General features: G+C 39.8%; 13 protein-coding genes and 1 pseudogene. 4 read left to right on the top strand and 10 right to left on the bottom strand.

Going from position 1 to position 12430, the window contains the following annotated elements:
• The first annotated feature begins 40 nt into the window (after positions 1–40).
• Positions 41–388 carry a general stress protein gene (locus JFU50_RS10650; RefSeq protein ID WP_053348422.1) on the top strand — a complete coding sequence of 116 codons (348 nt, stop codon included), beginning with the start codon at positions 41–43 and terminating at the stop codon, positions 386–388.
• Positions 389–474: 86 nt separating this feature from the next.
• Here JFU50_RS10650 and JFU50_RS10645 read toward each other — a convergent pair whose 3' ends face one another.
• Genes JFU50_RS10645 through mobA form a run of 4 tightly spaced genes read right to left on the bottom strand, consistent with a single transcriptional unit; the run spans position 475 to position 2835 of the window.
• The gene (locus tag JFU50_RS10645) at positions 475–1494 is read right to left on the bottom strand and encodes a MoeB/ThiF family adenylyltransferase (protein ID WP_201222558.1); all 1020 of its coding nucleotides are present in this window, start codon (positions 1492–1494) and stop codon (positions 475–477) included.
• Positions 1495–1519: 25 nt separating this feature from the next.
• A complete protein-coding gene (gene moaD, locus JFU50_RS10640; protein ID WP_201222557.1) occupies positions 1520–1753 on the bottom strand; it encodes a molybdopterin converting factor subunit 1 in 234 nt (77 codons plus the stop codon).
• Positions 1746–2210, bottom strand: a complete 465-nt coding sequence (locus tag JFU50_RS10635) for a molybdenum cofactor biosynthesis protein MoaE (protein ID WP_053348419.1) — start codon at positions 2208–2210, stop codon at positions 1746–1748. The genes moaD and JFU50_RS10635 overlap by 8 nt, the downstream gene beginning before the upstream one ends.
• Positions 2200–2835, bottom strand: coding sequence for a molybdenum cofactor guanylyltransferase (mobA, locus tag JFU50_RS10630; RefSeq protein WP_201222556.1), 636 nt, complete (start codon positions 2833–2835; stop codon positions 2200–2202). The genes JFU50_RS10635 and mobA overlap by 11 nt, the downstream gene beginning before the upstream one ends.
• Positions 2836–3261: 426 nt before the next feature.
• Here mobA and pdxK point away from each other — a divergent pair, with 426 nt between their 5' ends.
• The 3 genes from pdxK to bshB2 all read left to right on the top strand — a co-directional run bounded on the left by pdxK (position 3262) and on the right by bshB2 (position 5321).
• Positions 3262–4086: a pyridoxine/pyridoxal/pyridoxamine kinase gene (gene pdxK, locus JFU50_RS10625; protein ID WP_201222555.1), complete on the top strand. Its 825-nt coding sequence runs from the start codon at positions 3262–3264 to the stop codon at positions 4084–4086.
• 125 nt (positions 4087–4211) lie between these two features.
• A complete protein-coding gene (locus JFU50_RS10620; protein WP_201187541.1) occupies positions 4212–4559 on the top strand; it encodes a YojF family protein in 348 nt (115 codons plus the stop codon).
• Positions 4560–4655: 96 nt separating this feature from the next.
• Positions 4656–5321, top strand: a complete 666-nt coding sequence (bshB2, locus tag JFU50_RS10615; RefSeq protein ID WP_053348416.1) for a bacillithiol biosynthesis deacetylase BshB2 — start codon at positions 4656–4658, stop codon at positions 5319–5321.
• A 145-nt stretch (positions 5322–5466) separates the two neighbouring features.
• On the opposite strand, the gene JFU50_RS10610 is transcribed toward bshB2, so the two are convergent.
• From JFU50_RS10610 to JFU50_RS10585, 6 genes and pseudogenes are all read right to left on the bottom strand, one after another.
• Positions 5467–6672 carry an MFS transporter gene (locus tag JFU50_RS10610; RefSeq protein WP_201222554.1) on the bottom strand — a complete coding sequence of 402 codons (1206 nt, stop codon included), beginning with the start codon at positions 6670–6672 and terminating at the stop codon, positions 5467–5469.
• Positions 6673–6694: 22 nt separating this feature from the next.
• On the bottom strand, positions 6695–7111 hold the full coding sequence (locus tag JFU50_RS10605) for a MarR family winged helix-turn-helix transcriptional regulator (protein WP_201187545.1): 417 nt from the start codon (positions 7109–7111) through the stop codon (positions 6695–6697).
• Positions 7112–7423: 312 nt separating this feature from the next.
• Positions 7424–8766 (bottom strand): annotated as a pseudogene (locus tag JFU50_RS10600) (IS1182 family transposase).
• 307 nt (positions 8767–9073) lie between these two features.
• On the bottom strand, positions 9074–10159 hold the full coding sequence (locus tag JFU50_RS10595) for a PQQ-dependent sugar dehydrogenase (protein WP_342366275.1): 1086 nt from the start codon (positions 10157–10159) through the stop codon (positions 9074–9076).
• A gap of 25 nt (positions 10160–10184) precedes the next feature.
• Entirely contained in the window at positions 10185–11057 is an 873-nt protein-coding gene (locus JFU50_RS10590; protein WP_057216149.1) for a Cof-type HAD-IIB family hydrolase, read from the bottom strand.
• Between the two features lie 177 nt (positions 11058–11234).
• Positions 11235–12353, bottom strand: coding sequence for a PRK06851 family protein (locus JFU50_RS10585; RefSeq protein WP_201225052.1), 1119 nt, complete (start codon positions 12351–12353; stop codon positions 11235–11237).
• Positions 12354–12430: the final 77 nt, after the last annotated feature.

Raw genomic sequence — 12430 nt, 5'->3', positions numbered from 1 at the left:
TTTAAGAAAGTCTTACACTAAAATTCAAGGAGGAGTTTATATGTATCAAGTACATGTTGTAGAAAACGGATTGCAAGCAAAGGAAAAAATTGATGAATTAGTTACATTCGGGTATACAAAGGATGATGTATATTTGTTTGCCCATGACAAAACTCGTTCGAAGCATCTTACCGAGAACACGAATACAGAAGATGTTGGCATGAAAGAACAAGGCTTCCTCGATACAGTTGGAAATCTCTTTAAATCACGTGGAGACGAACTTCGTAATCGAATGAGCAATCTTGGCCTTAGTGATATGGAAGCAGAACGTTATGAGGAAGTACTTGATGAAGGAAAAGTCGTCATCGTTGCATCCAAACAAGATAATAAAGACGGTATTACTCACTAATTCTAATCAATCTTTATATATTACCCTATATAGCATTCTATAAAAAAGCGAGGCGCCTCTACCGGCAGCCTCGCTTTTTACATTCGCTATCCCAGAATACTTTGGTACATGGCCTTTGCATGGACCATGTCCTTCGTACCGTGAACCAATGCCCGACCATCTTGGAAAACAACCATCCGTTCACCATTCTTTTCACAAGAGAGAAGAAATGGATTAACTTTTACCAAATAACCACTTCCGTTCAAGTCTTTGGCCAACTTCTCTAGTTGAAGTTTCAATGGTTTTGGCGGTCTGACCTGTACTGTATCTCTTCCGCAAAGAACCGCTGTTTTCGTCGCGTTTTCCAATGTTAAAAATGGATATGTCCGCTGATCTCCGCAAGAAAGACAATCCTTCTTTTCCACTTTTGTTAATCTAACAGTTTGGTATTGATTCCGCCACAAATCAAAAGTAACGAGCGAAGGACGAACTGATTCCCAATCTTCAACGATAATTTTTAAGGCTTCGGCTATTTGATGTGCTACCACCATCGTTACAGCCGGTGAAATAATCCCACCTGTATCACAGGTCATTCCTTGAATCGGAATAGTTTTTAGCAAACAGTGCAAACAAGGCGTCTGTCCAGGCAGGATTGTCATTGTCATTCCAACACTGCCTACACAGGCCCCATAAATCCACGGAATTTGAAGCTTTTGTGACAGATCATTGATAATCATCCGTGTTTCAAAGTTGTCAGTAGCATCCATTATCAAATCAACATGACCTAGCAGTGGTTCCAGAGTCTGCGCGGTTGCATCCATTATGACCGCCTTTACTTCTACTTCATGATTGATAGCATGCAAATGGCGTTTTGCCGCTTCAGCTTTTGGCAGCTTTTCTTCAACGTCCTGTTCAGTATACAGCTGTTGTCGTTGTAAATTACTGGTCTCGACATAATCCCTGTCCACAATAGTCAGCTTACCTACACCAGCGCGAGTCAAGGCTTCAGCGTTAGCAGATCCCAGTGCTCCGGCCCCGAGAAGTAATACATGCTTCTGTTGAATTTTCACCTGTCCCCCTTCACCAATGGGCGAAAATAAGGTCTGTCTTGAATATCGCTCGTTCACTATGATTCCCTCCTATCTGATCTAATCAGCCTCCACTAACAGGTGGAATAAAGGCTACTGTATCTCCATCAGATAAAATCGTTTCATCGTCGGCAAATTCTTCATTAACCGCTGTCATCACGGTTTCAAGACCCTCCAATTGAAATTCAATCTTCATTTTCCCTTTTAGCTGAGCCACACTAATTCCATTTCCTTCTATAGAAAGAGTTTCTTTTCCTAATTCATCTTTTAATTGAGCAAATAAGAGTACATTAATCATCTATATCCACCTCTTCTGGTTTTCCTTTCGGATAAGGAACAGTTTCCAATTGATTACCAACCCATGTTTCCCCATCCTCCCAATGTTCTTTTTTCCAAATTGGGACAATTTCTTTAATTCTTTCAATCGCATATCGATTTGCCTCATAGGCATCATTTCGATGTGGAGTACTAACGGCGATAACAACGGCGATATCCGTGATTTCCAATTTACCTACGCGATGGGTAATCGCCGTTTCTGCATCAGGCCAACGCTCCTTGATTTCGGAGCCGATTTGCTCTAGTTTCTTAATTGCCATCGGTTTATATGCTTCGTAGATTAAGAATAAAGTCTTTTTACCCTTCGTCATTTCCCTTACTGTACCAATAAAGGTCGTTACAGCACCCGCATTACGATTGACTACTTTATCAATCACTTCCTGGATGACAATCGGTTCTTTAGAAATGTCATAGTTCATGGCTACCATCCTTTATATAAAATTCAGTTTGATTAATATGCCCTGCCTCTTGATAATCTTCCCTCGTATTCATATTGAAAAATAGGCGTTGAAAACGCTTAGGATTCTTATGATATAGCTCAAAGTCAGTTTCCTTAATAATTTTCACCGTAATCTTTTCTAAAAAGATCCTCATTTTCAATTCCTGTTTCACTAAACAATCCGTTAGTACAGGTAGACACCTTTTATGGTAAACAGCGAAAAGCGGCTGAAGCCTGCCGTTGATTTCAGGGATGATGGCATCTAGATCAGACTCATAATAGGAAATAATTTCATTTATTGCTTCTGCACTCACAAAAGGCATATCACAGGCCGTAAGAAACTGCAGCTCTGTTTTTGAGTAGGACATTCCTGCATGTAGTCCTCCAAGGGGGCCTCGATCTTTATGTAAATCGGGAATTAGCGGAAGGTGAAGAAATCGATAATCTTCAGATGTATTCGTAATGACTAGAATGTTTTCTGAAACTTTTTTCAACTCGGAAGCCACTCTTGAGATGTTCACGTCCTCACCTATCTTCAACAGAGCTTTATTCACACCCATACGGCTAGATTTCCCGCCTGCCAAAAGCAGCATTGTGCATTCCATCTGATTCCCCCCTTCCTATTTCGGGATTAACCTTGCATCTAATGGTAACGCTATAAGGAATATATCCTTTAAAGAAGTTTTCAATGTATCCATATTTTAAATCAACTTCGAAAATAAAGACACTTTCACAAACTTTGCTTATTAATTAAAAGATAGAATATAGCATATTTTTTATATGAACCAAACCCTAACACCCAGGAATTCCCACTTCCTAATCTCTTAAATTTCGTTCATTGGTTCATAATTTCCGATAATATTTTTTCAATTAAAACGTGTTTATTCGAAGCCTCTCCATGTCTCTCAAAAAGGTACTCATTTAGGGTGACAACTAAGTTTTACATAATAGAAATTTTGGTATATTCTAAAAACAGGATATTACCTGGTATGCTGATAATATCGATACAATTCTCCTGAGGAGGTCACATAATGACTATGAAAAGAGCTATGACAGTTGCTGGTTCTGATTCCAGCGGCGGCGCAGGTCTTCAAGCTGATTTAAAGACATTTCAAGAATTCGGTGTTTACGGAATGTCCGCTTTAACGACTATCGTTACGATGGATCCTAAAAACGGCTGGTCTCACAATGTATTCCCTACACCGGTTGAGATATTAGAAGCCCAAATCGAGACGATTTTATCAATCGGTATCGATGCTATGAAAACAGGAATGCTTGGATCAGTCGAAATCATTGAACTTGTTGCCCGTAAAATTGACGAGTTGAAACTGGACAAAGTCGTAATTGATCCAGTAATGGTTTGTAAAGGTGAAGATGAAGTATTGCATCCAGAAACAGCTGTAGCACTTCGTGACCTACTTGTTCCACGTGCAACAGTAGTTACACCGAACCTTTTCGAAGCTGCCCAATTAGCAGGCACAACGCCAATCAAGACGATTGATGATATGAAGAGTGCAGCTGAGAAAATTCATGCACTTGGTGCGAAATATGTCTTGATCAAAGGTGGAAATAAGCTGGATCATGACAAAGCTATCGACCTTTTATATGATGGAAAAGAATTTGAGATTCTTGAATCTGAAAAAATTGAAACAACCAATACACACGGTGCCGGCTGTTCATCTTCAGCAGCTATTGCAGCTCAATTGGCTGAAGGTAAAAGTCCGCGCGAGGCGATTCATGTTTCAAAAGACTTCATAACAGAAGCTGTTCGTCATTCTTGGAAGATGAATGACTATGTAGGTCCTGTCAATCATGGTGCATACCATAAATACGGGGTTGCTGAAAAAACAAAATAATTAATTAAAAATAAGGGCCCGCTCAAAATCATTGAGCGGCCTTTTTCGCTTTTTTTGTTTATATTTAGTAAAATAGAAAGAAGGAAATGCTTATCTAGCCGCCCAGTTAAGGAGGAAATTGTAGAATGAAACCTATAGACCGTACAGAGGTGCAGAATGCTATCGATTCTTTTGCAGGACAAGATGTATATCTTCACCTTGAAACAACCAACGGCGCCTATGCCACTCATGTAGATGAAGCTTTTTTTTCGGCAGGCGCTTATATCCGTAATGCTTTTATACAGTATGAACATGGGAAGATAGTTGGGGACGGACCCTATCGTATCGGCTTAAAGCTCAATATTGGCTGGGTATACGCTGAAGGAGTAAACCACTTCGAAATTGATGAACATGGGAGATTGCTACTGGCAGGGCTTGATTTTACCGGAAAACTTGCTGTTTCCATGCAAATTAGTCCTACTCCCTTTGAATAATTACAATCTTGCTGCAGGTGTCAAAAATCCGCCATGCACGCCCCAATTGGCAGATAACTATACTCACTGTAAGTAGAACGGAAGGAGAAATATACCTTGGAAAAAGAACGCCATGTATTAGTTATTTTCCCACATCCTGATGATGAAGCCTTCTCGGTTTCTGGAACGCTTGCTTTACATAGAGAAGCAGGCACCCCCGTTACCTACCTATGCTTAACACTAGGAGAGATGGGACGGAATTTAGGAAATCCTCCTTTTGCAACAAGAGAATCGCTTCCTAAAATTCGTAAAAAGGAATTAATCGATGCTGCAAACGCGATTGGTATCCAAGATTTACGCATGCTCGGTTTGCGTGATAAAACCATCGAATTTGAAGATGATGAAAAGCTGACTTCTTTATTTACAGATGCCATTAATGAACTTAATCCTTCATTAATCATTACGTTTTACCCAGGATACAGCGTTCATCCGGATCATGAAGCAACTGCACGAGCTGTGGTCCGAGCTGTGGAAAGAATCGAAGAAAAAGAGAGACCTAAACTTCACTGTGTCGCTTTCTCCAATAACTGCATCGACGATTTAGGACAACCTGACATCGTCCATGATATTTCTGCCGTCGAAAACAAAAAGGTAGATACATTTACAGCACACCGTTCGCAAACGGAGGCGATGGTGGTCGACTGGAAAGAAAAATTCGAAAACCAAGATGCTGACTTTCTTGACTGGATCCGCAAAGAACGATTATGGACCTATAAATTTTAAACCCGCCAATTTGGCGGTTTTTTTTGTTATAACATAAAAAAAACGCCTGTATATAACAGGCGGAGAAAAGGGGGATTACTTGGAAAATCAATCATAATATAAGCATCCCCATTTTTTTTGTTTTTAAACAAGAAAATGCAGAAAATTAAGCAGAAAACCGCTCTTCAGATTGCATTTTCTTTCTTGCAGAAGCCTTTTTACCATGCGCTAAATAGTAAATGACTATGAGAACAAATGACAAAATGGACATGCCTATAAATAACCCTTGGAACCCGGTAAAAGGAATAAGGAATCCAAGTAGGAATGGACCTACACCAATACCAAAATCATACATTGTAAAGTACGTAGAAGTTGCTAATCCCATTCGGTTTGATGGGGACTCCTTAATTGAAATCGCCTGACAGCTTGATTGGAACGTACCATATCCCACTCCGATTAATGCGCCAGCTATTAGGAGGGTGATTCCATGATGGGCTTGGCTAAGAATGACCATACCCACCGCAAATAGTAGGAGCGATGGATAGATAACTGCATTTTCACCTTTCACATCAAACATACGCCCTGTAAAGGGACGTGACACCAAAAGGAATATAGCAAACACTACAAAGAAAAAGCTCGCCGCGTCCATTAAATTTAGTTCCTTTGCAAAGGATGTTAAATAGGACAAGATGCTCGAATACGTAAAACCGGCAAATCCAATAAAAATAGAAATAGGTAAAGCTCTTTTTTCAAAGTAATCGCCAATTTTAAAGCCTTTTTGTTGAGATACTCGTTCTTTTTCCCCCTCAGGTACATGCATAAATAATGAAGCAACTAAAGAGAATGCAGCAAATAAAGATGCAGCATAGAAAATAATGGAATAGCTAAAATGCTGTGTAATCAATAATCCAATAAACGGCCCAAATGCCATTGCCAAGTTTGTGCTCATGGCAAAGTAACCTGTTCCTTCACCACGTCGTTCATTCGGAATAATATCTGCTGCAATCGTTCCCGTTGCTGTAGTAGCAAGGCCAAAAGAGATACCGTGAATTAATCGATCAATTAACAAAAGTGATAAACTATCTACTAGAAAATATCCAATGGATGATATTAGAAATAAGATCAATGATCCAAGCAACATTCTTCTGCGGCCAATCTGGTCAATCTTTTTCCCTGCAATTGGCCTTACAAGTACAGCCCCTAGGACGAAAATACTTGAAGCAAGACCAGCTTGCGCTTGGGATGCATGAAAGTTATCCATCGTGTAAATGGTCAATGTCACCATTAAGACATAAAATGTTAAAAATAGAAAAAAGTTCGCAGACGATACAATCAAAAAGTCTTTCGTCCACAATTTCGGTTTCTGATTCATTTCAATCCTTCTTCCTTCCTAATTATTTTAATTTTCCCTTTAAGAAAAGCAAAGTTCGTAACGTTGTCTCACGATCTTCTTCAGCCAAACCACTCATTAATTGAAGTTCAAATTCCTCAACTACTTTTTTGGCTTCTTGATATGTTATTTCGCCTGATTCAGTTAACTGTATTCTCCGTTCCCGCTTATCTTTTCCGGGTATTTGTTCAATCAACTTACGTTCTTCTAAACGATTGACCGTCCGAGTTACTGTCGGTTTCTCCACATCTAGATAATTACTAATTTCGACAAGCGTAGAACAACCATACTGATTCAAATAATATATAATCAACCATTGAGAATGAAAAAGATTAACCTTGGCCAATTGTTCATTTAACTTTTTAGTAAATGACCTTGAAAATTGCAGATTATGATGAAAAAAACCATTATGAAAGGACATAGGTATTCCCCCTATTAAATAGTTACCTAGGTAACTATACACTGATTTATTAGAAATGTCTACACTACAGATGAAGAAAATGGCCAACTACTTAAATAGTGCACTGATATTTTTCTCTAAACCTTTAACAGTATTCAAGCTAATTATTTGCTAAGTTCGATGCTTCTTAAAACACACAAAAAAAAGGCCATTTTAGGGCCTTTCAGTTTGTAGACAAAAGGGGTCCAGAATGTTTTAATTCTGGACCCCTTTTGAAATTCCCTTTGAATTTTGATCAAGATTAAGAGATTGGGTCTCTACGAGCCCACTTTATTAAGCCATTATTGGACCTTGCCATGTCCAATTGGCAATCTTCTTTAAATTCATGGCAGCGAATGTAAGCATCGCCTGCATCGACAATTTTTTAAGTCCCCTTAAAGTAGTCCAACGCATACCATGCTTTTCTTTTGCATCTGCGAATACACGCTCTATTGTTTCTTTGCGTTTCGCATATATAGGTTTTACATCCTTGTGGTGACGCAGATGATCTGCTTCTTCCATATAATTTTGCCAGATATGGCGTGTCACCACTTTTTGATGGTCTTTGCTTACTGTACACTGTGATAAAAATGAGCATGTCGCACAAGTGTGTTTGGGTGATTTGTACTCGCGATAGCCCTCTTTATTTGTTGTTGAGTACTTTAAAATCTCGCCCGATGGGCAGAGATAACAATTAAAATGTTCATCGTAAACATAGTCATGCTTGCGAAAGAACCCTTCTTTTGTTCGTGGACGTGTATTAGCTGGTGTGATTTCTTTCCCAAAAAGGTAGCTTGTAATGGCTGGTGTTTTGTAAGCTGCATCTGCGGCAACAGCTTCAGGTTTTCCAACTTTCTCAATCACTTGTTCAACAAGAGGCTCTAAGATATGACTATCATGCGTATTTCCTGGTGTTACAATCGTCCCCAGCACAAAACCGTTGCGGTCTGCAGCCGCATGAAATGAATAGGCAAACTGTTTTGTTCGTTCATCTTTTACATAGTAGCCACTCTCAGGGTCAGTTGAACTTTCTTTAATTTCTTTGGTTTCTTCTTTATCAAATTTATCCGGTGGAAAAGGCTTCTTTCCATTGTTTTCACGATCTTGATTTATTTCTTCTTGAAGGCGTCCTTGATATGCTCGTGTTTCCTTACGAACGATTTTCTTTTCGAATTTCCGCTTATTCGCACTGGCTTTCACATGTGTTGAATCAACGAATACGTGCTCTGCACTAATTAACTTTCTTTCTGAGGCTGTCATTAAGATACGATAAAAAATCTGTTCAAACAGGTCTGTATCTTTAAAGCGACGCTCATAATTTTTCCCGAACGTTGAGAAGTGAGGTACTTTATCATGGAAACCGTAACCTAAAAACCAACGGTAAGCCATATTCGTTTCAACTTCTTCAATCGTTTTACGCATCGAACGAATACCGAAGGTATATTGAATGAATGTCAATTTAACTAAAATAACTGGATCAATACTTGGGCGGCCTATCTCTGAATACATCTCTTTCACCAAGTCATAAAGTCAATGGCCCCCTCAATTTTACGAACCAAATGGTTCGCTGGCACCAGTTGATCCAAAGTAATCATTTCAAGTTGATCTCGCTGAATAGAATTATGTTTCGAAAGCATCGTCATCACCTCAAGTTTTAATACTCCTATATTAAAACAAAAAAGACTGTAGGAAAAAGTGTTTATTTCTAATTGTTAAAACAAAGTTGATTGGAACGGAAGGTGCGAGACTCCTGCGGGAAAAGCGTGTCCAAGGGAGACCCCACAGGCGCAAAGGCGCCGAGGAGGCTCCCTGACCGCCCGCGGAAAGCGAGTGCCTGGAGTGGAAATCAACGTTCGAATTTTTACAACCCCTCAAAAAAACTGTAGACAAACTCGATTTTCATCGAGTTTGTCTACAGTCTGAAAGGCCCTTTTAGGGCCTTTTTCAATTTATATGAGATAGCGGCAAGCGATACAGCTTATCATCTTTTTCATCAGGATTTCCCCGACCATCCGTATTGTTGCTTATAAAATAGAGAGAATCTTCATCCACAAACACATCACGTATCCGCCCGGAATCTGTGATAATATCGGTCATTTTTTCGCTTTGTACATCATAGCTCTTGAGCGATTCTCCCCTTAAGGTTGCAATGTATAGCTTTCCGTCAAAATAAGCAATTCCAGAAGGGGCCCATGTATTTTCACCGGAATGTATCAATGGGTTTACCATATTCGGCTTTTGTTCATCGCCCTCTATTTCTGGCCAGCCATAGTTCATACCGGGGGCAATTTTATTTAATTCATCGTGAGAAGACTCACCATGTTCACTTTCATACATCTGACCAGCCTCATCCCAGGCCAAGCCTTGTGGGTTGCGGTGTCCGTATGAATAGACGTATGAGTTTTCGATTGGATTATCTTTCGGAATGGTACCATCAAGGTTCATTCTTAGGACCTTCCCACCTAAAGAATCAAGATCCTGGGCTATTGTTGGATTCCTCGCGTCCCCTGTTGTTGCATATATCTTATCATCCGGGCCAATCTTGATTCGACCTCCATGATGGTAGTCACCGCTTGGTATTCCGTCGATTAATGTTTCCAACTCCCGCCACGTATCATTATCCTTTTGTAAAGTAACGATTCGATTAATAGAATTCCCGCCTTCTTCATACGTGTAGTAGGCAATTGCACGCCTGTTATTCGAGAAGTCAGGAGTTAACAAAAATCCAAGTAATCCAGCTTCGGCCTTCACAGACAATGTCTTTTTAAGCTTAACCTTTTGCCTCGTCATCTCGCCCCTTTCCCATTGAACGATGGTGCCTGTCCGCTCTGACACATACATTGTATCCCCATTCTTCTGAATCGACCAAGGTGCAATTAAGTTCGTTAACAGCACCTCAGGGCCCTCTCCTAGAGTTTCCGACACTTCTTTATCAGGGCTCTGCTGTGCTTTACTGTTCTCTTCTTTATTAACGTTACAACCAGTTAAAGTTAATGTGGCCATGAGAAAATATAAGCACCATCTTTTCAAAAGCTCTTCTCCTTTCGTTCCATATTTAGTATGCTGATGACTGCGTAAGTACCTTTAGAATAGCTGTAGCAACACCGTGATCATCATTAATACCTGTTACTTCATCACAAAGCTTTTGAATATCAAGCGGGGCATTTCCCATTGCGACAGACAAACCCACTCTTTCAAACATTGATATATCATTGTAATTATCTCCGATGGCCATAGTTTCCTGCATCGAAGCAGACTTTTTAGTCACATATTTTTCAAGCGCAGTACCTTTTTGCGCCTGCCCACTCATGATTTCCACATTTTCACGTCCTGAAGAGGTGACGGTCACCCCATCCTGAGTTTTCAATTGTGAAGCAATTTGGTCTAATTTACTTAAATTTTTGGAGAAGCTTAGAATTTTATAATATTCTATATCAGAGTGGCTGAATAAATCTGAGTAATTGGAAACGGACTTTACCTGTCCAAGCTGTAAACGGTCCTCTGCAAATTTTCTGATTCCCACAGGGTCAATGTCCGGATTAGCTGTAACAAAAACATCCACTAAAGCAGATATTGCGTTTTCATAGTCTTTAGAATAGATTCCTTGACTCGTATAAATTTCAAAATAAATTTCCTGTTCTTCGAGGTATTCGGCAACACTCTGTGCAGTAGCAGGTGACATCGGATTGGAAGCAGCAATTTTTCCGTCCTGCGTGAAAATAGCAGCCCCATTTACACAGATAATCGGACACACAATGCCCGTTTCATCTAAAGCGTACTTTGCTTCCTCGTACGATCTTCCTGTAGCAATGATCACCTCAACTCCTTCTCTTTGCGCCCTCTGGATAGCGGCTTTATTTTCATCACTCACCTTTTGCATCTTGTTTAATAATGTTCCGTCCATATCAATCGCAATCGTCTTAATCAATTCAACCCGCTCCTTTTTTTTCAATATAACCCTTATTTTAACCGAAAGAGAGTTGATAAACACGTATAACAAACGGGAGAGCTTTTCAACGCCAATCTAAAAATGATTATCTTTCAGTTGTCTCTTCTATGTATATAAAAAAACTGCACCTATTTTGAATAGGTACAGTTTATTTTCTTAATGTAAAATCGTATGATTATCCACAGTCTTTGACCGTGCAGTAATTTGTTCTTGAATGTCCTTTTGAATGTCATCAATTGCAGTAAAGTCCATTGCTTTTACATAAATGGCTTCAAGTGCGTCATGCTGCTCTTTCGCTTTTACAAGACATGCAGTTGCTTCATTCATTTTCGCCCGGTATCTGGAGGAAACATCCTTGATCTGATCAGCATAAATTTCATCTGTTCCAGAGTGGATGGCTGTTTTATAAATATCAATGATTTCATCACCCTCTCTACTCGGGAAATATTCATGCGGAGAGGTGCTGTCAAAAATAGCGATTCCCGCCTCCCGGACGATTACCATATCCAAACTTTCAGGATCAAAACCGCAATGATACACTTCTACATCAAATCCTCTTTTCTCCGCAGCCTTTGCAATCTTTTTCAGCATCGTCGATTTTCCTGAGCCAGGTCGACCCTTTAAAAAGTAGCGTTTTTGCACTCCTTTTGTAATACTCGGGATGTAATCAACTGCTCCCTCTGGCGTAGCGGCACCTAAAAACCGGTGACGAACATCTGCTTTTTTGTTGAGAACAATATCTCTATAAAAGCCTTCTATCAATTTATTGGTTAATCCATTTAATTTAACGAAATCAATGTTCGCCTTATAAATATCTTCCCATTCATCATGTATCTTTAATGCTTCTGCGAAAAGAGCATATGCCTTCTCAAAACTCTTGGTTCTAGCATTGGTCAATCTTATGATTGTCGTTCTTTCAGCTGCCAGCTGTTGAGAATTCCAGGCAGCCCCTAGGTTGACGTATTCTTCAACGGCTCCCGGTGCTTTCGGTTCAATCACATGTGGCGCAGTCCCATCAACAAGACCTATTTTCAAGGCGGGAATAATTACCCCATCAATGGAATCATTATCCGACGAACAATGCAAAAACTCGATATCATAGTCTTTATCCAGCCATTCCTGGCCAATTTTTTTCATAATAGTCGATTTACCTGAACCAGGTCCGCCTTTTAAAATAAATAATTTCTCCAAACCAGCTAGATTGGAATCATATAAACTATAAAAACCTTTAGCCGTATTGCCTCCAGCGAAATAATGCATCACTTTTCCTGCCACTTTCACACTCTCCTTCACCATACAGATGTGCATCTTCAAGACAGCTTATGCAGGAAAACCCAGGTAGGTGAATGCCT

The organism is Peribacillus sp. TH14 (assembly GCF_016651145.1).
GTDB classification, from domain to species: Bacteria; Bacillota; Bacilli; order Bacillales; family DSM-1321; genus Peribacillus; species Peribacillus butanolivorans.
This window is presented reverse-complemented; position numbering and strand designations above follow the sequence as displayed.

Bases quoted from the DNA above. Each gene is read 5' to 3' on its own strand.
- JFU50_RS10650 (WP_053348422.1), top strand. From the start codon at position 41: ATGTATCAAGTACATGTTGTAGAAAACGGATTGCAAGCAAAGGAAAAA.
- JFU50_RS10605 (WP_201187545.1), bottom strand. From the start codon at position 7,111: ATGTCCTTTCATAATGGTTTTTTTCATCATAATCTGCAATTTTCAAGG.
- mobA (WP_201222556.1), bottom strand. From the start codon at position 2,835: ATGGAATGCACAATGCTGCTTTTGGCAGGCGGGAAATCTAGCCGTATG.
- JFU50_RS10620 (WP_201187541.1), top strand. From the start codon at position 4,212: ATGAAACCTATAGACCGTACAGAGGTGCAGAATGCTATCGATTCTTTT.
- JFU50_RS10610 (WP_201222554.1), bottom strand. From the start codon at position 6,672: ATGAATCAGAAACCGAAATTGTGGACGAAAGACTTTTTGATTGTATCG.
- moaD (WP_201222557.1), bottom strand. From the start codon at position 1,753: ATGATTAATGTACTCTTATTTGCTCAATTAAAAGATGAATTAGGAAAA.
- JFU50_RS10635 (WP_053348419.1), bottom strand. From the start codon at position 2,210: ATGAACTATGACATTTCTAAAGAACCGATTGTCATCCAGGAAGTGATT.
- pdxK (WP_201222555.1), top strand. From the start codon at position 3,262: ATGACTATGAAAAGAGCTATGACAGTTGCTGGTTCTGATTCCAGCGGC.